Here is a 22,365-nt window from a genome sequence, read left to right as displayed (position 1 = left end):
ACCTACTAGCAACTCACATATCAAAAAATGATTGAAGCCCCCCTGCTTGATCGCCGAGTTGCTCGTTCGCAACTGACCGGACCTTTAACCGAACTGCCGATGGATCGACAGCCCGAAGACACGCTTGGACGCCCTCTTCGAGACTTACGAATTTCAGTGATTGATCAATGCAACTTTCGCTGCACGTACTGCATGCCCAGAGAGGTCTTTGGGGCGGACTACCCGTTCCTGCGCCGTGATGAATTGCTGACCTTTGACGAACTCGAGAGGACAGCCCGCGCGTTCATCCGTCTCGGAGTACGGAAAATCCGTTTGAGTGGTGGCGAACCTCTCTTGCGCAAGGACTTGGAGCACCTCGTGGCGCAGCTGGCGCGCCTTGTCACCCTTGCAGGCGAGCCAATCGACCTGGCCATGACGACCAATGGCGCGCTCCTGGCGCGTAAAGCACATGTTTTGGCGGCCGCCGGCCTTCGGCGTCTCAATGTCAGCCTCGATGCGCTCGCGCCGGCCACATTCGCTCGGATTGCCAATACGTCCGCATCCGTGGGGGATGTCTTGGACGGAATTGCGACGGCTCACGATGCAGGCATTCGGCACATCAAGATCAACATGGTGGTGCAACGTGGCGTCAATGATGACCAGATCTTGCCTATGGCGCGGCACTTCCGCGGTACGGGCCATACGCTACGCTTCATCGAGTTCATGGATGTCGGCACGACCAACGGCTGGACGGCGCACGCTGTGCTGCCCTCCGATGACGTGTTGAAGCAAATCCATATGCACTTCCCGCTCGAGCCCGTGGCGCCTGCGACGCCGGGAGAAGTTGCTCGCCGCTGGCGGTACCTGGATGGGCAGGGAGAAATTGGGCTGATCTCCAGCGTGAGCCATCCCTTTTGCGGTGATTGCTCAAGGGCGCGCCTTTCGGCCGACGGCAAACTGTATACCTGTCTGTTTGCCGAGCAAGGCGACGACATCCGCTCGATGCTGCGGGCCGAAACGGAAGATCAAACCTTGGTCGCACGCCTAGCGACGCGATGGCTATCTCGTGGGGATCGATACTCAGAGGTGCGCGCAGTGGCAAAGCGTCAGCACAAGATCGAGATGAGCTACATCGGAGGCTAGGGTGACCGACGTTCGCGCTAGCTCTTCTTCTTTCTTGGGGTAGGCTGCTTTTTGTTGACCACGATGTCGCAGTCGCAGTGGCCGGCGAGCGCTGCGATGACGGGTGCACATGCCTCCGGATGGCCATGGCAACAGTCCGTCAACATGAAGGACATCAGCGTGCCCATGACACCCACGTCCGCACGATAGATAATGCTTCGCCCTTGACGGTCGCCTCGAATCAATCCTGCGCGAGCAAGGACTGACAGGTGCTGAGACACGGTATTGTGTGGTCCCTCCACCGTCTCCGCGATAAGGCCGGCAGGCGCGCCTTCCGGTTCTCTCGCCATTAGAAAACGAAAAATCTCGAGTCTAGTGGGCTGGGAAAGAGCGTGAAACGCGCTTAAGGCATGCTGAAAGGTCATCCCATCGCGCGGAAGATCTGCGTTGAAATGACTCGCAACTGCCGGCGAGGGCATGCTAGCTATGGCCATGGAAAAGTCGATGCATCGTTAGTTCTGGATATCCGGACAGACTATATCCCATAGATGACAGATTAGTGTCAGCAACATTCCGTCAGCGTCGGGATGCACTTCGGTGTCTTAGGCAGGCTTCGTCAATTGCCCCGGACCGAGTTCGTTGTCGATCTCCTCGCGATACAGCCCCGAGCTTGCGACAGGAGCTCAATCGGCCGATCTTTCGTTTGCAATTTGCAAGTGATTCGGCATTGCGGCGCGCAGAGTCGCGGCTACGTAGTCGCAGACCAGTTGGGGTGGGGGGGGCCTCGTCTGCCACCTGCTGCCCTTCAGACACTAAGCGCTTAGGCGCGGCTCGGGTGTGCAGAAGCCCACGGCTGATTTACCGACACGTTGCCGAGTCGCACTGTCGGCTATGCCCCATTTGGTCGCATGTGTGAAGCCAGGAAAGACAAAGGTTTCCTGGGAAAGCGGCTGCGTTCGTCGCAAACGTCCGATGTTGGTCATGTTCATGATGATCACGCGGTCTTGTGAGCTCCCCAGCTCCCTTGTAGCCTTCTACGACTCTCTTTGCTGTGGATCCGAATGTTTGAAGTTCATAACACCCGTTTTAATCACGGGGAGGTTTTTCCGGTGCTGTGCAGAACACCTCACCAAACACCGGCAATACTTCCTCTGATCTACACAGTCTTGCGCCGCCGTCACCGCGCGGTCAGCACTTTGCGCCGAGATGTCCAGATTTTCAAATGGCTATACCAATGGACATTCTGTGAACTCGGTCGCGACTTTGATGAGCTTGCCCTTGCCGGCCAAGTAGATCTTGTCATAAATAGAATAGAACACTTTGGATTCTGGCTCCGGACCGGACGCGTGACGACCAAAATCGTTGGTCGAATCGGAAAACCTCGATCGAAGGACGCCGATGACTGGCTTCATCCCACAAGCTTCAATGGGTATCTCCACACTGTCCAGATGTTCCTGACGTGGGCCGCCGAACGATATCTGCCTAAAGCGCCAGCGACACCGGTAGGTGAGCGAATATTGGCCTTAAAAGACCGAATTCGGTCTGGTTTTGACGCACTCTATCTTGGCGGAGCGTCAGTCGCGGAAATGAAAGGACTCGACAGCCAGGATCTGCATGCTGTTCTACTTATTCTCCATCCGCGAGCGAGCAATAATCCTTTTCGTCGCAACGCCCGGGTTCGCAACTGGCTAATCTTCCGGCTTTTTGTTGAGACGGGAGCGCGCCGCGGAGAACTACTTAAGCTCAAAACCACGGATGTCGTCGAAAAAGATGAAGGATTTTACGTGGTTCTACGACGAATGCCCGACGATCCATCTGAGATACGCGCAATTCCTCCCGCTCAGAAAACGCTTCCTCGTACCGTCGGAATTAGTGGATCACTGTTCCTGGATATAGAGAAATATATCCAGATGGAGCGTCGTCCTATCCGAGAAGGCAGGCGCAGTCGCCTATCTCATCAGTTCTTATTTACTTCTGAGCGAGGCTCTCCGCTCTCTCTTTCGGCGCTTAATAGCCTTTTTTCAGTTATGAAAAAGGCCGCCTTTGAACACACAAAAATCGCACTGCATCCTCACATCTTGCGCAACACATTCTGCAATAACTATCTGGATTGGCGGGTGGATAAAACCAAGGTTGAAATTGAACGTGCTACAGACGAGTTGAGATATCTGTGCGGCTGGCAGCTGAATTCAAAAATGCCGCAGCGTTATGCGGCAAAATGGATCGCGGAACAAGCGAATCAAGAGAATCAGGACCGAGTTAATGCGGCCTGGGAGGACGCCACTAGAAATGGGCGGGGATAATGAAACAACGATTTATTGAGAAAATCGAACCAAATCTATTTAGCGCAGAGATAGATAGTTCCCATAATTGCGTTCCGCCAAAAGTACGCATTCGAACTCGCTTCGTAGAAGATGGCATTTTCGTCGATACGAGTGGAGATACCTGGATGCATGAGCGTTACTGCTCGATCGACTGGCGAAAATGTAGGCTTGAGCACCGGGTGAAAGACGCGATGCGTCGCTTTATTTGGTACCGCCTCTCAGCGAATTCGCCCTTAACAGCGGATGGAAACTTCAAGCTGTTGATGAGCAACCAAGACGTGTTGGAAAGGCACCCCTTCCCATGGTCGGCAGAGGCGTGCCTGGCTATCCTAGGTGGTTTTCAAGCAAAGCGAGATATATTTCTCGTTTTTCGGGTTTTTTATCGTTGGGCGTCGCTCAAGAAAATAGCTGGCTTCACGCGTGAGATATCTTCTTTTTTGGACGATATTGCAGCGCCCGAAGCAGAATCATATAAGTCCGTAAAGCTACGCAATAGCGTCTTTACAGCAGCAGAGGAAAGTCTGTTTGTCGCTGCTCTCGAAAACACGGCCGATGACTCGAGCTACTTCGCCTTCCGTGACAACGTCATGGTGCATCTGAATTGGGAGCTAGGTCTGCGTACAGAGCAGGTTGCGGGAGTAGATGGGAATCATCTGGTCGAGGTCGTTGGACCGAATGGCGTTAGCTACTTTCATCTCAAAATTATTCGCCTGAAGCAGCGAAGCTACAAATCATCATATAGAAATCGCGTTGTTTCAGAGGTTCTTGCCAAGAAGCTCAAAAACCTTATTGCACTACGAGTTAAGAATTTTGGCGCAGAGGTTGAGGAACTGCCACTCTTTGTCGATTCAGGTAACCGGCGAGTATCTGGTGAACTCATACGCAACGCAATCGTATGGATGTGTCAGCAAGCGAAGCTCAGTCCAGGTACAAGCACCTTTCTCCGACATAACATGGCGCAGAAGCTGGCCGATCAAGGTACCCCTGGCGACTTGATTTCCGACATGCTGGACCACACAACAAAGATCGCTGCCCGATACTACGTCCAGGCGACTCCCGCAATTGCAAAAATCAAGGCTAGAGCGCTTGGAAAGAATGCGACTTACAAGGAGTTAATGAGCCTTATGACGGGGGCTCTAGTTCATCGCCATGATGCCACTGATTCGGCGACGATTGTTCGCGGAGTCGTTGCCACACGGTACATCGGGAACATCGGAGTATGTGGACTAGACGTCGATACTGCATGCAGCAAAAATCCTATTTACTCATGCTACACCTGCAGGAAGTTTCAGCCCTTTATTAACGGCGAACACGACAACGTAATTGCTGCGCTGCGCAGTGAAGTACAGCTTATGCTTGATCAATCCCTTGATTTGGGCGAAAACAAAGTCGTATTGCAATTGGAAAAAACAATCGAACATGCAAGCGATATTTTGGAGCGCTGCAAAGCTCATATCGAAGGATCGCATTGATCATGGACGAATTCATTTCTCGCCAACGCAAGTACTTCGATGCCGTAAAAATCCCCGGAAACTGGGAGGATTCCCATTGGTGTGCGGATGACTGGCTTGAAGTCAGAGGTGTGAAATCGAGGCAGTTCCCCTTCACAATTCTAGGTACTGTCACTCCCCTACCCGAAAAATTTAGCGATTTTTCTAAAGCCTTGTTTCTTGCGGTCCATCAGCAGAAACGGCCAAAGTTCGCCGCGTTAAATGCTTACTTGATTGGAATAAGACGTTTGTACGACGTTTTGCCCTCGACGCGCTGCGCAGACCCAGCAGACCTTACAAACGATCGGTTTCACGATGTCGTGGAACGCCTGAAACGCCAAAATTACAAGAATCTCTATGATGCCGCTAATTGCCTTGAGGTCTTGGGCAGCCTCATTGATAAATATAAATTAACCACACAGCCGATCGGTTTCGTCTCTGGAGTCTCGGCGCCGGCCCCCAGGTTGCGTCACGATCCCAAGGCAGAACGGGAGGCCTTACCTTCCAAACTGCCAAGTAAGGAAGCAATGGTCGCGTATGCGCAATGTACCAATAGCCCCATTAATGAGCGGGAAGAAATATTATTGCGAATCATCGACTTGCACATTGCTCTCGGAACAAGAATAAATGAATCTCTGCTCATTCCTCTAGACTGCTGGATCGAAAGAGACGTACGAGATCGTAATAATTCAGTTATATCAAAAGACAATGAAGAGGCTTCTCCTTATACGGAATGCGGAATTCGATATTTTCCAGAAAAGGGATTCGAGTCTCGCGTTCATTGGTTAGCGGATTCGGACGTTCCCCTGGCAAAACGCGCTGTCGAGCGGCTGACTTTCCTGACGCGAAATGTGCGCAAGACAGCGGCTTGGCAACACGATAATCCCGGTAGATTGTGGGATATTTCACCTCAAGAGATCGTGCCGCGGTCTTTGGTGCATCGATTTGTCGGAGCTTCGAAAGCCTATAATCTAGATCGTCTTCTTAGAAAGCTCGGGGTGCAACCTGTTCGCATCGTTGCGAGAGAACCAGAGTATCTTGCCGGAGATGTCGAGAGAGCTTTCATGGCTCGGCGGCCACCTCAAGCTGCGCTAAAAAAAGATGGAAAGGTAATCCTGGAATTACATGCATGCCTCGCGATTGCGTTCACAGGATATTTTCGGTTTAAGGAGCGCGACGAATCCGTCAACTATCTGCTGCCTCGGCTCGTGTCCTTCACCGATATCAGCGGTGCTCTAGGAAATATCGAATCTGCCGAGTCAATATTTGATCGTCGAAGGCTGACCGAGGCCGACGGTAGCCGGATATCCCTGCGTACACACCAATCGAGACACTGGCGGAACACCCTGTACAAGCTTGGCGGAATGACTGAGATTCAACAAGCATTAGCCATGGGTCGCAAGGACATACGCCAAAATAGTTACTATCAACATGTGGCCTTGGATACCGAGCTGAAGTTTCATTCCGCCTTCGTGGAATTCCAGTCGTACCACGAAAAGGTTAAGTATCTACAGGCCGGTATCGTCAGCGGCAGGATTCGTGGAGCGCTTGCCGAGACCTACCATGATCTCGCCGCGCGAGATCCGGTTGAGGCAGAAGCATTTCTAGAGACGCATGCTGGAGGGGTGCACGTTACTCTTTGGGGAATTTGTACGAACGACTTTTCGCGAGAACCTTGTACCAAGCACCTCCAGTGCTTTGATAACTGTGGGCATTTGCACCGGACGAATGATGCACGAGAAGCGGATAATCTTAAGAAGCTTCTGCAGCTAAACCTACAAGTATTGCAGAAAATGGAAGCGGAATCAGACGTCGAAGCCGGCGCGGACAAGTGGGTAGAGGAGCAAAAGCGAAAGATTGTGGGTATTCGCAAAGCAATAGCGCTCGGTCCGCAGGTATCAACGCTCAATCCGATACCGGTTTTTCCCGGTGCGAAAGGTGCCGCTACGTCAATAAAGGCCAAAAGGGGAAGTTCTGTCTGATGGAAATGAAAAAAAAGCGGACGCGAGCCAAAGGATTGGCTTTGGACGAGCTCTTGGATAGGGAGCTGGAATCAATGCTCGCTGATGGCCTGGATAATTCCCCTATTTCATTCTCGGCTCTTACTACTAGGCTAGGTTTAAACAGTAGGTCCACGCTACACACTGCGGCCCGCAAGCAAAGAATTCACCTTGCTATTCAGATGCAGCTGGATGCTTGCGGAGCAGTGACCCCGAGAACACAGCGAAGAAATCAGGCCGAACGGATCCGAGAGTTGGAGAACGAGAATACGGCGCTCCAAGCTGCCCTCGACCACCAGATTGAACAGCTGTGTCGAGTGGTTGCCAATGCCACAGCAAAGGGTTGGGACATTGAATTTCTACTGAGGCCGCTACTACCCAATAACAGAAACCTGGTGCAGTGAGCTTTATGAGACATATCGTCGTCGACCGGTTGGCTAGAAGTTTCGACAGAAAACCAACACGTGCACGATGAACAGGGCGCGCATAACTTTTGAATATGCCGAAATCGCTCCCATTTGCGGAGAACGGTCACTAGCTTGAGATCGAGTGCATGTTCATGAACGGACTCAGGCGGAAATTCGAGAAATGTTTTTTAATATCAACTAGTTATAGGGCACGCGAACCCAAAACATGGGGCATATGTAAAGTAGTGTTTATGGCTTGATGGGAAGGAATGCGGTATGGCACCCCCATCCGTAGTTCAATAATCGTTGTACTATCGAACCATGAACGAAGATCAAGCCATCTCAGCGCTCGGCGCCCTTGCCCATCCCCAACGATTGCGGACCTTTCGCGCGCTTGTCGTGGCTGGCCTTCCCGGAATGATGCCCAGCGTCCTGGCAGAACAGCTCGGCGTGGCGCGCAACACGCTGTCCTTTCATCTGAAGGAGCTGGCGCACGCCGGTCTGGTCAGCGTTGAGCAACAAGGCCGCAACCTGATCTATCGCGCCGATTTCTCCCAGATGAATGGCTTGCTCGGGTATCTCACCGAGCATTGCTGCCAAGGCGCCTCGTGCGAGGCTGCCAATCCTGACGCCTGCCAGACCTGCTGATCGGGAGTTGTGTCCATGAATCCCTTCCACATTCCTGCCGGCATCGGCCAATCCCGGGAGTAAACCCATGTCTTCCATCACACAGGCGGTTCCGGCTTCGCGCCAGCGCCCGGGGCTCAGCGCTTTCGAGCGTTGGCTTTCATTGTGGGTCTTTGTTTGCATCGTGCTCGGCGTGGCACTTGGCCAGAGCATGCCGGCGTTGTTCCAGGCCATTGGGCGCTTGGAAGTCGCCCAAGTCAACCTGCCGGTCGGCCTGCTGATCTGGGTAATGATCATTCCAATGCTGCTCAAGGTCGATTTCGGAGCGCTTGGCCAGGTCAAACAGCATTGGCGCGGCATCGGCGTGACGCTGTTCGTCAATTGGGCCGTCAAACCGTTTTCGATGGCCTTCCTGGGCTGGCTGTTCATCCGTCAGGTCTTTTCTCCATGGTTGCCCGGCGACCAGTTGGATAGCTACATCGCCGGCCTGATTTTGCTGGCCGCCGCGCCGTGTACCGCCATGGTGTTCGTCTGGAGCCGGCTGACCGGTGGCGATCCGGTGTTCACGTTGTCCCAGGTTGCGCTGAACGACACGATCATGGTGTTCGCGTTCGCGCCCATTGTCGGGCTGCTCCTTGGCCTGTCGGCCATCACCGTGCCGTGGGATACGTTGCTGGTGTCCGTCGGGCTCTACATCGTGATTCCGGTCATCCTCGCCCAACTCTGGCGTCGTGCGCTACTGCGCCGCGGGCAGGAAGCGTTCGAAGCGGCCTTGGCCCGGATTGGACCATTTTCCATGGCCGCGCTATTGCTGACGCTGGTGCTGCTGTTCGCGTTCCAGGGCGAAGCCATCCTTGGCCAGCCGCTGGTGATCGCCATGCTGGCGGTGCCGATCCTGATTCAGGTGCTTTTGAACTCCGGGCTGGCGTACTGGTTGAATCGTCGCTTGGGAGAAAAGCACAGCATTGCTTGCCCGTCGGCACTGATCGGCGCATCCAACTTCTTCGAACTTTCCGTCGCTGCGGCGATCAGCCTGTTCGGATTCCAGTCTGGAGCCGCGCTGGCGACGGTGGTCGGCGTACTGATCGAGGTTCCGGTGATGTTGCTGGTCGTGCGCGTCGTGAACCAGTCCAAGGACTGGTACGACGCTGGCGCCTGCCGGGGCTGACGGTGTCGGGAGCGCCCGTCCGCGTCGTCGGCGCCTTGGGCATTGCCCAAACGCTGGCCTGGGCTTCGTCCTATTACCTGCCCGCCATGCTGGCGGCGCCGATGGCCGCGGAACTGGACGTTCCGACGCCAGCGGTCTACGCAGCCTTTTCCGGCGCAATGGTGGTATCGGCCCTGGTTGGTCCGTGGGCCGGCCAAGCGATTGACCGGCGCGGTGGCCGCGTGGTCTTGGTCGGCACGAGCCTGACATTCGCGTTCGGACTCGCGATGCTTGGACTCGCCCAGGGTCTTTGGACGATGGTCGCCGCCTGGCTGGTCATCGGCGCGGCGATGGGCGCCGGCCTGTACGAAGCGGCGTTCTCCAGCCTGGTTCGCCTGTATGGGCAACACGCCCGAGGCGCGATCACCGGCATTACGCTGATTGCGGGCTTTGCAAGCACCGTAGGCTGGCCCTTATCAGCCTGGATGGACACGCAGTTCGGTTGGCGCAACGCTTGTCTGGGCTGGGCCGGCATACATCTGCTTATCGGCTTGCCGCTGAATGCCTGGCTTCCGAAGTTGCCAGCGCATGCGAAACCCGAAAGACTCGCTGCCGCGGATCCAGCGCAGGCGGTTTCCTCGGCATCCCCGTCCCCTGCTCCCTCGGCCCCGCGTTCCGGATACGCAACCGCCCTCCTCGCCTTTGTCTTCGCCGCGACCTGGTTCATCAGCACCGCGATGGCCACGCATCTGCCGCGGATGCTGGAGGCTGCGGGCGCCACGCTCGCCGCAGCGGTTGCGGCTGGCGCGCTGATCGGCCCCGCGCAGGTGGCCGGCAGGGTGCTCGAGTTCGGGCTCTTGCGGCGCGTTCATCCGCTGCTGTCCGCACGCCTGGCCGCAGTGGCGCATCCCGTGGGCGTGGCGATGCTGCTGACGGCCGGACCGGCCATGGCGCCCGTGTTCGCGATCCTGCATGGCGCTGGCAACGGCATCCTGACGATCGCCAAGGGAACCTTGCCGCTGGTGCTGTTTGGCGCCCAGGGGTATGGCGCCCGCCAGGGCTGGCTAATGATGCCCGCGCGGTTCGCGCAGGCGCTTTCCCCGCTTCTTTTCGGATTTGCGCTGGACGCCTGGGGCGCCAACGCGCTGTGGCTGTCCGGCGCCATTGGCCTGGCCGCCTGCGGCGCGCTGATGCTGCTGCGCGCCCAGCACAAGCCGGACAGTCAAGTCTCAGTCTTGCATCAAGAGAGGTAGTTCATGAGTTCCATCACCATCTATCACAACTCGGCCTGCGGCACGTCGCGCAATGTGCTGGGCCTGATCCGCAATACCGGCGAAGAGCCGACCATCATCGAATACCTGAAGGCCCCGCCCGACGCCAGCACGCTGCAGTCGCTGATTGCGGCGATGGGGATGCCGGTGCGGGACGTCCTGCGTCAAAAGGGCACGCCGTATGACGAACTGGGGCTATCGGATCCGAAATGGACGGACGAACAATTGATCGGTTTCATGCTTGAACACCCTATTCTGATCAATCGGCCCATTGTGGTCACTCCCATGGGCACGCGTCTGTGCCGCCCGTCGGAGGTGGTCCTGGACATTCTGCCCCGGCCCCAGCTTGGCGCCTTCAACAAGGAGGATGGCGAGCCGCTCATCAATGCGGAGGGCCATCGTGTCTGAGCACATTGCAGACTTGCCCAACATCGACCCGTCACTGCTGGAACCGCCGTCCAGAACGGCATTGTTTACGCCCAGGCGCGCCACCCACGCACCGCGCTTCCTGGTGCTCTATGGGTCGTTGCGCGATCGTTCCTACAGCCGCCTGGTTGCCGAGGAATCCGCAAGACTCCTTCAAGCCATGGGCGGCGAGACACGTATCTTCAATCCCTCCGGGCTGCCGCTGGTCGACGACGCCAGCGACTCCCATCCTAAAGTCCGCGAGCTGCACGAACTGGTGCAATGGTCGGAAGGCATGGTCTGGAGCTCGCCCGAGCGCCACGGCGCCATGACCGGGCTTATGAAGACGCAGATCGACTGGATTCCGCTATCGGTGGGCGCCGTGCGCCCCACCCAGGGCAAGACGCTGGCCGTCATGCAGGTATCGGGCGGCTCGCAGTCCTTCAACGCCGTGAATCAGATGCGGGTGTTGGGGCGCTGGATGCGAATGCTGACGATACCCAACCAGTCGTCGGTGGCCAAGGCTTACCAGGAGTTCGACGAGTCGGGGCGGATGAAGCCCTCGCCCTACTATGACCGCGTGGTCGATGTCGTCGAGGAGCTGATGAAGTTCACATTGCTCACGCGGGATGTCGCGCCCTACCTGGTCGACCGCTACAGCGAGCGCAGGGAATCCGCCATTGCGCTGTCGAACCGGGCGGAGCAAGCCTCGATTTAGGCTCCATCGCGCCTTTATCCGCACGATTGGCAATCCCGCAGCCGCCTGATGCTGGGCGCCAGGAACGCAAAAGGGGCGATGCCGGTATTCCCGGCATCGCCCCTTTTCTATTCTGCGCGCTATTACTTCTTCTTGGACGCTTCGTACTTGGCCTTGTTGGCTTCGTTCGGCGGGTACAGCCCCGGCAGAACGGCGCCATTGTTGACTTCGTCCATGATCCAGCCTTCGAAGCGCTCCTGTTCTACGGCGGCGTCGACCACATCGGCCACCAGCGCGGCCGGAATGATGACGGCGCCATCTTGATCGGCGACGATTACGTCGTCCGGGAACACCGCGACGCCGCCGCAGGCAACGGGTTGCTGCCAATCCACGAAGGTCAGGCCGGCCACCGACGGCGGCGCCGCCGCGCCGCTGGCCCAGACGGGCAGCTTGGTGCCCAGCACGCCGGCCAGGTCGCGCACGACGCCGTCGGTCACCAGCCCGGCGACCCCGCGCTTGGCCATGCGCGCGCAAAGAATATCGCCCCAGATGCCGGCGTCTTTCACGCCCATGGCGTCGACCACGGCAATGCAGCCAGACGGCATCTGCTCGATGGCGCCGCGGCTGGACTTGGGCGATGACCACGATTCGGGCGTGGCCAGGTCTTCGCGGGCCGGCACGAAGCGCACGGTGAATGCGCGCCCGACGATGCGCGGCAAGCCCTGGGCCAGCGGGAATGCGCCGCGAATCCAGACGTTGCGCAACCCCTTCTTCAGCAGGATGGTGGTCAGCGTGGCCGTCGTGACGCCGGAGAGCGCCTTGAAATAAACCTCATCGGAAACCGTCATGTGTCTCTCCATGGTGATATCAGGATTGGCGGATGGATCTAGTCTAGGGGCGCCCTTCATTCAGGAAAAGCGATATATTTTTAGCCTGAGCATCAATAATTTCGATCAAAACCATGCTGCGTGAACTTCAGACTTTCATGGCCGTGGTGCGATACGGCACCTTCGCCAATGCGGCGGCGCATGTGGGCTTGACCCAATCGGCCGTTAGCGCGCAGATCCAGCGGCTGGAGGAAGAGCTGGGCTATCCGTTATTCGACAGGACGGGACGCGCGGCCAACCTCAATAGCAGCGGCCGCGAAGCCCTGGCCATTGCGGAAGAACTGATGTCGGTCTACGAGAAGTTCGGACGCAATGCCAGTAGCCCTAAGACAGGCCTGATCCGGGTCGGATCAATCTCCTCCGCGCAGTCGACGTTCCTGACGGACGCGCTGGCGGAATTCTGGAGCATGAATCCGGGCTACCGTGTCAGGCTGGTGCCCGGTCTTTCGCTCAATCTGCTGGGACAAGTGGATGCGGGCGAAGTCGACATTGCCGTCATGATCAAACCTCCGTTCGCCCTGCCCGCAGATCTGCGCTGGCGGGCCTTGTTCAGCGAGCCCTTCGTGCTGATGGCCCCCGGTAAGCAGGCGCATCGGGATTGGCAGGATCTCCTGCAGAATGAACCGTTCATCCGCTATGACCGCGCGTCTTTCGGCGGCAGGCTGGTCGACCAGTTCCTGCGGCGCTCGCGGCTGTCGGTCAGGGAAGCCATAGAGCTGGACGAATTGCCCGCGATCACCCGGCTTGTGCGCAGGGGTATAGGCGTTGCGCTCCTGCCCCTCAGCAAAGCCCTGTCGGTGCCCAGGGGCGTCGTGATAAAGGAGCTGGGCGACGCGACGTTCTACCGGGAAATCGGTCTGGTGGAGCGGCCGTCGGACAGCAGGCAGCCTGCCGCCGCCCTGCTTGCCCAACGCATTGCCGAAGCCGCCGAACGGTTCAGCCAGTGAACAGCCTGCCCGCATACACCGCCGCCGCCTCGAGTTCGCGCTCTATCCGCATCAGCCGGTTGTATTTGGCCGTGCGGTCCGAGCGCGACATCGAACCGGTTTTGATCCACGGGCAATTGCAGGCCACCGCCAGGTCGGCAATGCTGGTGTCTTCGGTTTCGCCGGATCGGTGTGATATGACCGCCTGGTATCCGTGACGGGCCGCAATCCTCAAGACCTGCAGCGTCTCTGTCAGGGTGCCGATCTGATTCATCTTGACCAGGATGGCGTTGCCGACGCCCTGCTTCACGCCGGCTTGAAACAAGGAGGGATGGGTGCAGAAGACATCGTCCCCGACCAGCTGGCACCGGGCCCCCAGCCGGTCGGTCAGCAATGTCCAGCCGCTAAGGTCGTCCTCGGCCATGCCGTCCTCGATCGAGATGATGGGATAGCGCCGCGTCAGTTCCATCAGGTAGCCGACCTGCTCCTCAGAACTCAGGCTTCTGTCTTGCCCCGCGTACACGTAGCCTTCGGGCCGATGGAACTCGCTGGCGGCCGGGTCCAGCGCCAAGGCGACGTCCTGGCCAGGCCGCAGGCCAGCCTGCTCAATAGAGGCCATCAGGAAATCCAGGGCTTCGTCCGCTGAACGCAAGTCCGGCGCAAAGCCTCCTTCATCGCCGACGTTCACCGAATGCCCTGCGCGCTTCAGCGCATCCTTGAGCGCATGGAAGACCTCCGCGCCCATGCGCACGGCCTCCGCGAACGTGGCGGCGCCCACGGGCAAGATCATGAACTCCTGGAAGTCCAGCGGATTGTCCGCATGCGCGCCGCCATTGAGCACATTGATCATCGGCGCCGGCAGCACGCAGGCCTGGCTCCCGCCCAGGTAGCGCCATAGCGGGACTTGCAGACTGGAGGCCGCCGCCCGCGCCGCGGCCAGCGACACGCCCAGGATCGCGTTGGCGCCCAGACGGCTTTTGTCGGGGGTGCCGTCCAGGGCGATCATCGCCTGATCCAAGGCCGCCTGCTGATCGGCGCGTCTGTCCAGCAGCAAGGCGCGCAGTTCCGTGTTCACGCTGTGGGCCGCGTCCCGGACGCCGCGGCCGCGGAACCGGGACGGATCCTTGTCGCGCCGTTCGCACGCTTCCCGGGCGCCGGTGGACGCGCCGGACGGCACAAGCGCCAGGCCGCGGGCGCCGTCGGACAGTTCCATTTCGACTTCAAGCGTGGGATTGCCGCGGCTGTCGATCGCCTCGAACGCCTGGATGTTGACGATGTGCATGCGCATGACTCCAATATGTCAGGTAATTGAACGAAACTTCCCTGCCCTCGCCGGCTGCCGGCGATCCGATATAGGCAGGAAATTGGAGAAATGCTAAGCAGCCTGCTAGGATCCGAAAATCCATTTGTTTTGATGTTTCGTCAGTTTTCCTGACTAATAGGCGCCCATGCGAAAACTCCCGCCCCTGGCCTCTCTACGCGCATTCGAGGCGGTCGCGCGCACCGGGTCCGTCACCCGCGCCGCCGACGAACTGGCTCGCACGCACGGCGCGGTCAGCCGGCATCTGAAACTGTTGGCGGATGACGCCGGGATTGAACTTTTCGAACGTGACGGCACCGGTTTGCGCATGACGCCCGCGGCTGCCGATTTTTATGCGGCAACGCGCTCCGCGTTCGATCAGCTTGAACGTGCCTACGAAAACCTGATGCTCAGCGCGGCCAGCCCGGGCGTGCACGTCGCGTGCAGCGCAACTTTCGCCATGCGCTGGCTGGTTCCCCAGCTTGCCGTGTTCTACCGCAAGCATCCCGATATCCGCGTCCGGCTATCAATGACGTCGGCGCGCGAAATCCGCAACGAGGGAGCCGATCTGCTGGTGGCGTGGGACATGTCGAATTACCCCGAGGCCGACCAGCGGCGCGCCCTGCTCGTGGCGCCGGTGAATTTTGCGGCGGTTTGCGTGCCTGCCTGCGCGAAGCTGTCGCCCGGAAAGCGGACGCGCATCGCGCATGGCTACACGTCCAGCGCCTGGGACCAGTGGGAAGCCAAAACCGGGCAGTCCGTCGCGCGCGGAGATGTGCTGGAGTTTCCGCACACGCACCTGTGCATTGAAGCGGCCCTGTCCGGGCTGGGGGTCGCCCTGGTTGAAAGGCGCTTGATCGCCCGCGAGCTGGCCGACGGCGCCCTGGTTGCGCCATTCGGCACCGTGCAGTTCGACGGAGGATTACGGGTGCTGCCGGCCGCGGGACGCCGTATGAACGCCCAGGCCGAGGCGTTTGTGGGGTGGCTAAAGGACGCGCTTTGATCCAACCGGCTTGGTCTTTTGACCGTGCAGGGATTTCCGGCGCCACCACAGCCAGATGCCGCTGATGCCCAATGCGCCCAGGCCCAGCCCCAGCAATGCGACGACGGTCTCGCCGGCGACACCGCCCAGTTCTCCGGTGTGCAGCGGATACATCACGGAATTGATCCGCGTGCCGGGATCCAGTTCGCTCCAGCGCTGCGCCGCCAGGACGCGGCCGTCGCGCGGATCGAACCATACGGTCGAACGCCCGTTCGGATGCGGATCGTCCGGCACGCGCATGCGGATGGCCATCGGGCGGTCCGAATGCGGGGTGTACAGCACGTAGCCGATCGCCGCGCCCGGAAACACGGCCCGCGCGTGGCTCGCCATTTCATCCAGGGTTGGGACTGCGCGCTCGTGGCCGTCGGGCGGGGGCGGCAGCTTGGGCGCCACGACTTGCTGCTGGCCGCTGGCCAGCGTGATCCAGCCGCCGATCGGGCGCCAGGCCAGATAGGCGCCGGTGGCGATGCTGACCGCCAGCAGCAGCGCCAGAATCGCACCGCCGTTGCGGTGGATGTCGAACACGGCGCGCAATGCGCCCTTGTTGACCACCATGCGCAGCGATGGCGGCCATTTGCGCGGCCACCACAGAACCAGGCCGGAGACCAGCAGGACCAAGTAGGCCAGCGCGGTCCAGGCGAGCACGGCCTTGCCGGTCTGCTCCAGCATCAACGCGCTGTGCAGCTTGTAGACGATGGCGACCAGGCCTTCGCCGTCGCCCCGCCTGCCCTGCTCGCGGCCGCTGGCCGGATCCAGGTAGACGGTGCCTCGCCAGCCCCCTTGCGCCTTCACCAGCACCTGCATCGTCTCGCCGGGTTCGCGCGGCGGACGGAATGTGAAAGCGGCTTGCGGGCCGAACTCGGCCGCCAGGCCGCGGCGCAGGGATTCCAGCGAAACCGGCTGGGCCGCCGATCCGCCCTGGGCCGTGAAGTAGTCCGGATGCAGCAGCCGGTCCAGCGGCCGGGCGACGACGAGCAAGGCGCCCGTCAGCCCGGACAGGATCAGGATGGAGCCCAGGCTCAGCGCCATCCACCGGTGGCAGGACAGCCAGAGGCGCCGCATCAGTAGGCCAGGCGCGCCTGCAGATAGACCATGCGCGGCGCGCCGACCATGCGGCCGCCGTTGGTGTCGACGTTGCGGGTGTAGTAGCGGCGGTCAAACAGGTTGTTCACGCCGACGGCCAGCTCGCTGCCCTTCCATTGCGGCAGTTTGTAGCTGAGCTGCGTGTTCCAGACGCTAAAGCCGGGCACGCGGCCATTGCTGGCGTCCGCGTTCTCGTCCTCGGTGTTGGCGGTGTCTGAATACTGTCCGCTCTGCGCCGTGGTGAACAGGTTGAAGGTCCAGTTGTTCCGCGTGTAGCGTCCGCCCAGCGTGCCTGTCTGGCGCGAGTAGAACGGCACGTCGTTGCCCTCGAACTCGCCGGACTTCTGGATGGCGCGCACGTACGTGTAGTTGGCGTAGACGTTCAGGCCCGCAAGCGGGCCAGACTTGTCGAAGTCGTAGTCGATCGCGAATTCAACGCCGTTGTGGGTGGTGGCGCCCAGGTTGCGGAAGACGGCCGGGTTGGTGCCGGGAATCGACAGGATCTGGTTGTCGAAGCGCAGGTTGAAGACGGTGAACTCAGTGTGCGTCTGTTCGCCCGAATAGCGCAGGCCGGCTTCCATCGTCTTGGCCACTTCGGGACTCAACGGGTTCGACGCCGACATCGAGTTCAGCTGCGTGTACTGCACCGCCCCGAATGACGTGTTGTAGTTGGCGTAAAGCGTCAGCGCGTCATTGACCAGGTACGCGACGTTCAGCGACGGCAGGCCGCGGCTGTTGCGCAGGTCGAACGGCGTGTCGTTGCCCGTGCCGCTGGGCTGCCGGTTGGTGTCGATGTGCTCGTAGCGCACGCCCGGCGTCACACGCCACTTGCCAAACGCGATGCGGTCGTCCAGGTAGAGGGAGTGGGCCTCGGTTTCGTTGTCGAACACCTGGGTGACGCCCACACGCTGATCCGTGGCCAGCGACGTCGAATAGCGCCTGTCCTGGCCGGTTTCGTGGATATAGCGGTAGCCGATGGTGACGTCGTGCGTCGTCGGCCCCCACTCCACCCGTTGCGTATAGCGCGGCTCGATGCCCAGCACCTGGTTGTTGCGCGGCTGGTAGTCGTTGCGGCGCGCGGCGGTATTGATCAGGGAGCTCTGGCGCGAGCTGTCGTAGTGATAGATGCGGGCCTCGAATTCCTGCGTGTCCGAGATGGAGTTCAAATAGCCCACGTCTATCTGGTCGCGCTGCCCCTTCCAGTAGTCGGTCGGATGCGTATTCTGGAAGGGATCGTCGCGGTATTGCGCCACCGTCAGGCCGCCCGGCGTCATGGATTTGACGTCGTAGTGCGCGAACTTGCCGTAGATTTCCGAGGTGGGCGTCAGCTCGTAGCGCCACTTGAGCGCCACGTCGTTGTAACGGTCATCGCTGCCGTCGCGCCATTGTTGGCCGTCCATGCCGGAATACATGAGCGCCACGCCCAGTCCGTTGTCGAACTGCGTGCCCAGGAAGGCGGTGTACTGGGTGTTTTCGCCGCCGTGGCTGTACATGTTGTAGCGGGCCGAGGCATCCGCTACAAGGCCTGCGCCGGTCGGAATCGGGCGCGTCCTGAAATTGATGACGCCGCCCACGTTCTGCGGCCCGTAGCGCACTGCCCCGCCGCCGCGCACCACGTCGATCGCGTCGATGTTGCCCAGGCTGGTGGGCGACATCACCAGGTTCGGCTGGCCATAGGGCGCCATGGCCATCGGAATGCCGTCCAGCAGCATGGTGGTGCGGAAGGAATTGCGCGGGTTCAGACCGCGGATGCCGACATGCAGGCCGACTGAACTGCCGCTGGCGCTGGTGCTGCCGCTGATCTGCACGCCCGGCACGCGGCGCAGCGCGTCGGCGACGCTAGTGGCGCCGCTGTTCTGGATCTCGTCGCGCTTGAGCAGCGTGCGCGCGCCGCCGAAGGTCTGCACGCTGTTCTCCAGGCCCGTGCCCAGCCAGTCGCCACTGACCTGGATGGATTCCAGCGTATTGGCGCTGGCGGCCGGGGCGGCCTTCGCCGGGGCCGGCGCCGCCGCCCGCACCACGTAGCCCTGTCCGCCCACCGCCACCGCGGTCAGGCCCGTGCCCGCCAGCAGTTTCGCCAGTCCTGCTTCCGGTTTATAGCTGCCGTCCAGGCCCGCCGTGGTCAGCCCCCTCGTCTCTTCAGGCTTGAACGAGACCGTGAGCCCCCCAGCCTTGGCAAAGGCCGACAGCGCCTGGTCCAGGGGGCCGGCCGGAATCCGATAGTCCTGCGTGGCGGCCGGTTGCGCGCCCTGGGCGGCAGCCTGCGGCGCCACGGCGAACGCCGCCGCCAGGCTAAGGGTCAGTCCGGCCAGTCGCAGGACGCGCGTCGCGGCGCGCGCGTGAAAGTTGTCTTTAGGTGCCACGGGTTCGCATCCCTTTCAGGTCATCAATGCGGGGTATGCCGAACGAGCACCCGCAAAAGGGACAGGCAAACGCCAATTCGAATGTAAATATTTGAAACCACGCGTCCTCGATTCAAGGTGCCAGCGTGATCCAGTACGAAGTCCGCGCCACCACCCTAAGATCCAGGGTGTTCGCCACGACCGCCAGGAGCGCGTCGGTGTCGTCCAGGCGGAATACGCCGGACACGCGCAAACCTGCGACGGCGGGATCGCAACGCACCACGCCGGGCCGATAGCGCGCCACCTCGGCGAGCAACGCGTCCAGGCGCATGTTGTCGGCCTCGATCACGCCACGGGTCCAGCCGGGCGTGCCAGCGCGGCCCGTCTTCGCGTCCGCATCGGCCGCCAGGAAGGCGTTCGCGGTGAATCGCACCGACTCTCCCGCGCTGAAAATGCGTGCGGCCCCGCCGTTGCGCAGCGTCACCGCGACGCGATGTTCCAGCACCGCCAGCTCGGTCATGCCGCCAGCATCGCCCAGGCGCCGCACCACGAAACGGGTGCCCAGGGCCTGCAGGCGGCCCTGTGGCGTCTCGACGATGAATGGCCGCGCCCTGCCCGCCTGGTCGGGCGCGGTGCGCACATAGACTTCGCCGGCTTGCAGGTGCAGCAGGCGAGCGTCGTCGGAAAACCGCAGGTCCAGGCTGGTGCCGGTGTTCAGATGGACGTGGCTGCCGTCGGCCAGGGCCAGCCGCTGGCTTTGGCCTACCGCCGTGCGGTACGCGCCAGGCTCCTGGCCGCTCAGGCGATAGGTCATCCAGGCGGCCGCGGGCACGGTCAGGCCAAACACAGCCAGCGTGCGCAGCACCGTGCGCCGGCTGACGGCGGGTTCGCGCGTCAGCAATGGCACGCCCAGCGCGGGCGGCACCGCATTGAATTGCTGCGTCAGGCGCTGCGCCCGCTGCCAGGCCAGCTCGCGCTCGGGGCTGCCGTGGCGCCAGCGCTCGAAGGCGGCATGGTCCGCTGGACCGGCCTCACCGGAATGCAGCCGCACGAGCCAGCGCGCGGCTTCGCGGATGACCATGGCGTCCAACGGTTTGGATTCGGCGGCGCTCACCTTGTTTCAGTGCTCCATCAAGGCGAGGCAGATTTCGAAACCCTGCGCCATGTAGCGCTTCACGCTGCGGTCGGAGAGGCCGGTACGAGCGGCAATTTCCACATAGGTCAGGCCTTCGAGCTGCGACAGGACGAACACTTCGCGCGCCTGCGGAGCCAGATTCCCGAGCATGCGGTCCAGCTGTTGCAGGGCCTGCCGCACGCCCAGGAGCATCTCGGGCGAGGCTTCCAGTTCGGGCGGCAGCGCGGCGACGGCCTCCAGCCAGGCGCGCTCCAGCGACCGCCGGCGCCAGTGATCGTTGAGCAGGCCCCGGGCGATGGTGGTCAGGTAGGCCCTGGGCTGGCGCAGCGTGCGGACTTCTTCGGGATTGCGCAGGACGCGCAGAAAGGTGTCGTGCGCAAAATCGGCCGCCTCGTCGCCGTGGCCAAGCTGACGCCGCCACCACTGGCATAGCCAGTCGTAGTGGTTTTCGCAGAGAAGCTGGAGCGGCTGGAGGGGGTTGGACATGCTCGAACGCCCCGACAAGCAGCGCGATGACACAGAAAAGCCGCCTGCCTGCATGAGCGGCCGGCGGCCAAGACGCGGAAAATGATACCAAGAATTGTTCGCAACATCGAACTTTGGGCCAGGCAGTGTTGCGTGGATGCCTCTCCCCCGCCAGGACGCCGACCATTCCGAAAACGCGGCGCCCGGCGGCGGAATTACTTGGTCTTCACAAGATCGTCCGGTTTCCAGGTCTGGTCGTAGAACGCGTCTTCCGTGCCATACAGACGGACGGTAGCCAGGAAGTTGCGCCCCGGAATGGTCTGGATGAAGGCCGCATCGGCCACGCCTTCGGGCTTCTGCGGTCCGAACCAGATTTCCAGCGATCCATCCGGCTGCTTGGGTATGTCGTAGTAGCCGTTGGTCGACGGCAGCAATTGCCCGGTTTCCGGCATGGTGCCATCGGTGATGTTGTAGGCAGTGACGGCCCAGAACAGGCTTGCCGGCGGATCCGGCGGCAGGCGCAGCTTGTATGTGTGGCCGCCTTCCAGGAAATTGCCGTCTTTGTCCCGCGCGGTGAAGGGGTATTTGGAGCCCGCGCCCGTCGTATGCATGACCATGGCGGGCGCGGACGAATAGGCAATCTGGAAAAAGCTGGCGCGCTGGCTGACGTCCAGGTAGCTCTCCTGCATCCACTCTGCGGTGCCGCCGGCCCAGGTGTTTTCGTACTGGCGGTCATCGTAATAGAGGTTCCGGCGGTCTTCCCGGCCCAATTGGCGGGTCGCCATGATCATCTTTGGCGCCGTTTCCACGGCCTTTTTCAGCAGTTCCTCCTGCCGGGCAGTCGGCTTGAAGGGCTGCCCCTTGACGATGCCGATCGACGCCAGCACCCCGCGCAGCTCCGGGTCGATGGCCGCCACTGGTTCGTAGTCGACGAACGCCTTGAGCTTGGTCCAGTAAGTGTTGTCGACGGGATACATCATATTCAGGCGCTTGCCGCTGGCGTCCGGAAACGCCATTGGCTTGGTTTCCTTTTCCGTGGCCCACAGGGGATAGACGCGAGTGCGCTCGGCGTTCTTCACGGCGGGAGCCGGATCGGGCTTGCCGTCGCCCTTGGCCATGATCGTGCGGAAGAACAGGAACACGTTGTACGTGGGCGATTTGAAGGCGAAGTAGCCGCCCGGAATCTGGCCGGTGTAGTCGGGCGGCAGCAGCAGATACAGGCCGCCCCGGGCGCGGTCGGGGCCCACCGCGCCGACATCCGTGATCGTGCGCTGGAAGAAGTCGGTAAACATGCCGATGACGTTGGGCGGCGCGTTGACGACCAGCGGCCCGGTTTTTTTCAAGTCCAGGTAGCTCATGGAATAGATCACGTCGGCATTCGGCGTGGGAACCATGGTGCGCGAGTCCATCCGCGCTTTCCAGATCGGCAGCACGTTGTAGCCAGCGCCGAAAGCCTGCTCCGATCCGTCGCGCATGCCGATGACGTTGAGCGCCGGCAGCATCGTCATGTAGGCGTGGACGGCCCGCTGATAGTAGAGTTCGTCGCGCAGCCGTTCAGCCTCTTCCTGGGCCAGCCAGTTGCCGTTGTTGATCTGCTGGACCAGGGGCGAGGCGGCCTTCTCCTGTGCGCCTGCGGGTCCCCAGGCCAGGAGCGCAAGCAGCGACATCGCGGCCAGGGAAAACTTCGGTGTTGCGGACATGGATCACTCCATCGGT

Annotated in this window: 19 protein-coding genes; 11 read left to right on the top strand and 8 right to left on the bottom strand. The window is 60.7% G+C overall.

From position 1 onward, the window contains the following. Window positions 1–27: 27 nt before the first annotated feature. Entirely contained in the window at window positions 28–1,122 is a 1,095-nt protein-coding gene (gene moaA, locus KYC_RS14570; RefSeq protein WP_081478038.1) for a GTP 3',8-cyclase MoaA, read from the top strand. Between the two features lie 17 nt (window positions 1,123–1,139). Here moaA and KYC_RS14565 read toward each other — a convergent pair whose 3' ends face one another. Continuing rightward, window positions 1,140–1,526, bottom strand: a complete 387-nt coding sequence (locus KYC_RS14565) for an ArsR/SmtB family transcription factor (RefSeq protein WP_008163517.1) — start codon at window positions 1,524–1,526, stop codon at window positions 1,140–1,142. A gap of 636 nt (window positions 1,527–2,162) precedes the next feature. Here KYC_RS14565 and KYC_RS28780 point away from each other — a divergent pair. From KYC_RS28780 to arsH, 8 genes are all read left to right on the top strand, one after another. Continuing rightward, the gene (locus KYC_RS28780) at window positions 2,163–3,404 is read left to right on the top strand and encodes a site-specific integrase (RefSeq protein WP_081478037.1); all 1,242 of its coding nucleotides are present in this window, start codon (window positions 2,163–2,165) and stop codon (window positions 3,402–3,404) included. Further along, the gene (locus KYC_RS28775) at window positions 3,404–4,897 is read left to right on the top strand and encodes a site-specific integrase (protein ID WP_081478036.1); all 1,494 of its coding nucleotides are present in this window, start codon (window positions 3,404–3,406) and stop codon (window positions 4,895–4,897) included. The genes KYC_RS28780 and KYC_RS28775 overlap by 1 nt, the downstream gene beginning before the upstream one ends. 2 nt (window positions 4,898–4,899) lie before the next feature. Next, a complete protein-coding gene (locus tag KYC_RS29475; protein ID WP_139026517.1) occupies window positions 4,900–6,897 on the top strand; it encodes a hypothetical protein in 1,998 nt (665 codons plus the stop codon). 746 nt (window positions 6,898–7,643) lie between these two features. Then, a complete protein-coding gene (locus KYC_RS14550; RefSeq protein WP_043518460.1) occupies window positions 7,644–7,970 on the top strand; it encodes an ArsR/SmtB family transcription factor in 327 nt (108 codons plus the stop codon). A 67-nt stretch (window positions 7,971–8,037) separates the two neighbouring features. Further along, window positions 8,038–9,117: an ACR3 family arsenite efflux transporter gene (arsB, locus tag KYC_RS14545; protein ID WP_008163508.1), complete on the top strand. Its 1,080-nt coding sequence runs from the start codon at window positions 8,038–8,040 to the stop codon at window positions 9,115–9,117. Window positions 9,118–9,119: 2 nt separating this feature from the next. Then, window positions 9,120–10,349, top strand: coding sequence for an MFS transporter (locus KYC_RS14540; protein ID WP_050814878.1), 1,230 nt, complete (start codon window positions 9,120–9,122; stop codon window positions 10,347–10,349). A 3-nt stretch (window positions 10,350–10,352) separates the two neighbouring features. Then, window positions 10,353–10,775: an arsenate reductase (glutaredoxin) gene (gene arsC / locus KYC_RS14535; RefSeq protein ID WP_008163503.1), complete on the top strand. Its 423-nt coding sequence runs from the start codon at window positions 10,353–10,355 to the stop codon at window positions 10,773–10,775. After that, on the top strand, window positions 10,768–11,490 hold the full coding sequence (arsH, locus tag KYC_RS14530; RefSeq protein WP_008163502.1) for an arsenical resistance protein ArsH: 723 nt from the start codon (window positions 10,768–10,770) through the stop codon (window positions 11,488–11,490). Before arsC ends, arsH begins: the two co-directional genes overlap by 8 nt. Before the next feature lie 122 nt (window positions 11,491–11,612). On the opposite strand, the gene KYC_RS14525 is transcribed toward arsH, so the two are convergent. Continuing rightward, window positions 11,613–12,317, bottom strand: a complete 705-nt coding sequence (locus KYC_RS14525) for a ribonuclease activity regulator RraA (protein WP_008163500.1) — start codon at window positions 12,315–12,317, stop codon at window positions 11,613–11,615. A gap of 113 nt (window positions 12,318–12,430) precedes the next feature. Between KYC_RS14525 and KYC_RS14520 the strand changes: the two genes are divergently transcribed. After that, window positions 12,431–13,303 (top strand): LysR family transcriptional regulator, encoded by an 873-nt coding sequence (locus KYC_RS14520; RefSeq protein ID WP_008163498.1) that lies wholly within the window; start codon window positions 12,431–12,433, stop codon window positions 13,301–13,303. On the opposite strand, the gene eno is transcribed toward KYC_RS14520, so the two are convergent. Further along, on the bottom strand, window positions 13,293–14,564 hold the full coding sequence (eno, locus tag KYC_RS14515; protein WP_043518536.1) for a phosphopyruvate hydratase: 1,272 nt from the start codon (window positions 14,562–14,564) through the stop codon (window positions 13,293–13,295). The genes KYC_RS14520 and eno overlap by 11 nt on opposite strands. A gap of 166 nt (window positions 14,565–14,730) precedes the next feature. Between eno and KYC_RS14510 the strand changes: the two genes are divergently transcribed. Next, entirely contained in the window at window positions 14,731–15,585 is an 855-nt protein-coding gene (locus tag KYC_RS14510; protein WP_008163493.1) for a LysR substrate-binding domain-containing protein, read from the top strand. On the opposite strand, the gene KYC_RS14505 is transcribed toward KYC_RS14510, so the two are convergent. The 5 genes from KYC_RS14505 to KYC_RS14485 all read right to left on the bottom strand — a co-directional run bounded on the left by KYC_RS14505 (window position 15,568) and on the right by KYC_RS14485 (window position 22,349). Continuing rightward, the gene (locus KYC_RS14505; protein WP_008163491.1) at window positions 15,568–16,686 is read right to left on the bottom strand and encodes a PepSY-associated TM helix domain-containing protein; all 1,119 of its coding nucleotides are present in this window, start codon (window positions 16,684–16,686) and stop codon (window positions 15,568–15,570) included. The genes KYC_RS14510 and KYC_RS14505 overlap by 18 nt on opposite strands. Then, on the bottom strand, window positions 16,686–19,070 hold the full coding sequence (locus KYC_RS14500) for a TonB-dependent siderophore receptor (RefSeq protein WP_008163489.1): 2,385 nt from the start codon (window positions 19,068–19,070) through the stop codon (window positions 16,686–16,688). Before KYC_RS14500 ends, KYC_RS14505 begins: the two co-directional genes overlap by 1 nt. A gap of 112 nt (window positions 19,071–19,182) precedes the next feature. Continuing rightward, window positions 19,183–20,163 (bottom strand): FecR domain-containing protein, encoded by a 981-nt coding sequence (locus tag KYC_RS14495; protein WP_008163487.1) that lies wholly within the window; start codon window positions 20,161–20,163, stop codon window positions 19,183–19,185. 6 nt (window positions 20,164–20,169) lie between these two features. Further along, window positions 20,170–20,670 carry a sigma-70 family RNA polymerase sigma factor gene (locus KYC_RS14490; protein WP_008163485.1) on the bottom strand — a complete coding sequence of 167 codons (501 nt, stop codon included), beginning with the start codon at window positions 20,668–20,670 and terminating at the stop codon, window positions 20,170–20,172. A gap of 194 nt (window positions 20,671–20,864) precedes the next feature. Beyond that, window positions 20,865–22,349: a DUF1254 domain-containing protein gene (locus tag KYC_RS14485; protein WP_008163483.1), complete on the bottom strand. Its 1,485-nt coding sequence runs from the start codon at window positions 22,347–22,349 to the stop codon at window positions 20,865–20,867. Between the last annotated feature and the right edge of the window lie 16 nt (window positions 22,350–22,365).

It is taken from the genome of Achromobacter arsenitoxydans SY8, assembly GCF_000236785.1.
Taxonomy (GTDB): domain Bacteria; phylum Pseudomonadota; class Gammaproteobacteria; order Burkholderiales; family Burkholderiaceae_B; genus Achromobacter; species Achromobacter arsenitoxydans.
The sequence above is the reverse complement of the archived record's forward strand: the minus strand, read 5'-3'. Positions and strand labels throughout refer to the sequence as shown.

Coding starts and splice junctions, on each gene's coding strand:
- moaA (WP_081478038.1), top strand. CDS start 28: ATGATTGAAGCCCCCCTGCTTGATCGCCGAGTTGCTCGTTCGCAACTG.
- KYC_RS14565 (WP_008163517.1), bottom strand. CDS start 1,526: ATGACCTTTCAGCATGCCTTAAGCGCGTTTCACGCTCTTTCCCAGCCC.
- KYC_RS28780 (WP_081478037.1), top strand. CDS start 2,163: ATGTTTGAAGTTCATAACACCCGTTTTAATCACGGGGAGGTTTTTCCG.
- KYC_RS28775 (WP_081478036.1), top strand. CDS start 3,404: ATGAAACAACGATTTATTGAGAAAATCGAACCAAATCTATTTAGCGCA.
- KYC_RS29475 (WP_139026517.1), top strand. CDS start 4,900: ATGGACGAATTCATTTCTCGCCAACGCAAGTACTTCGATGCCGTAAAA.
- KYC_RS14550 (WP_043518460.1), top strand. CDS start 7,644: ATGAACGAAGATCAAGCCATCTCAGCGCTCGGCGCCCTTGCCCATCCC.
- arsB (WP_008163508.1), top strand. CDS start 8,038: ATGTCTTCCATCACACAGGCGGTTCCGGCTTCGCGCCAGCGCCCGGGG.
- arsC (WP_008163503.1), top strand. CDS start 10,353: ATGAGTTCCATCACCATCTATCACAACTCGGCCTGCGGCACGTCGCGC.
- KYC_RS14525 (WP_008163500.1), bottom strand. CDS start 12,317: ATGACGGTTTCCGATGAGGTTTATTTCAAGGCGCTCTCCGGCGTCACG.
- KYC_RS14520 (WP_008163498.1), top strand. CDS start 12,431: ATGCTGCGTGAACTTCAGACTTTCATGGCCGTGGTGCGATACGGCACC.
- eno (WP_043518536.1), bottom strand. CDS start 14,564: ATGCACATCGTCAACATCCAGGCGTTCGAGGCGATCGACAGCCGCGGC.
- KYC_RS14510 (WP_008163493.1), top strand. CDS start 14,731: ATGCGAAAACTCCCGCCCCTGGCCTCTCTACGCGCATTCGAGGCGGTC.
- KYC_RS14505 (WP_008163491.1), bottom strand. CDS start 16,686: ATGCGGCGCCTCTGGCTGTCCTGCCACCGGTGGATGGCGCTGAGCCTG.
- KYC_RS14490 (WP_008163485.1), bottom strand. CDS start 20,670: ATGTCCAACCCCCTCCAGCCGCTCCAGCTTCTCTGCGAAAACCACTAC.
- KYC_RS14485 (WP_008163483.1), bottom strand. CDS start 22,349: ATGTCCGCAACACCGAAGTTTTCCCTGGCCGCGATGTCGCTGCTTGCG.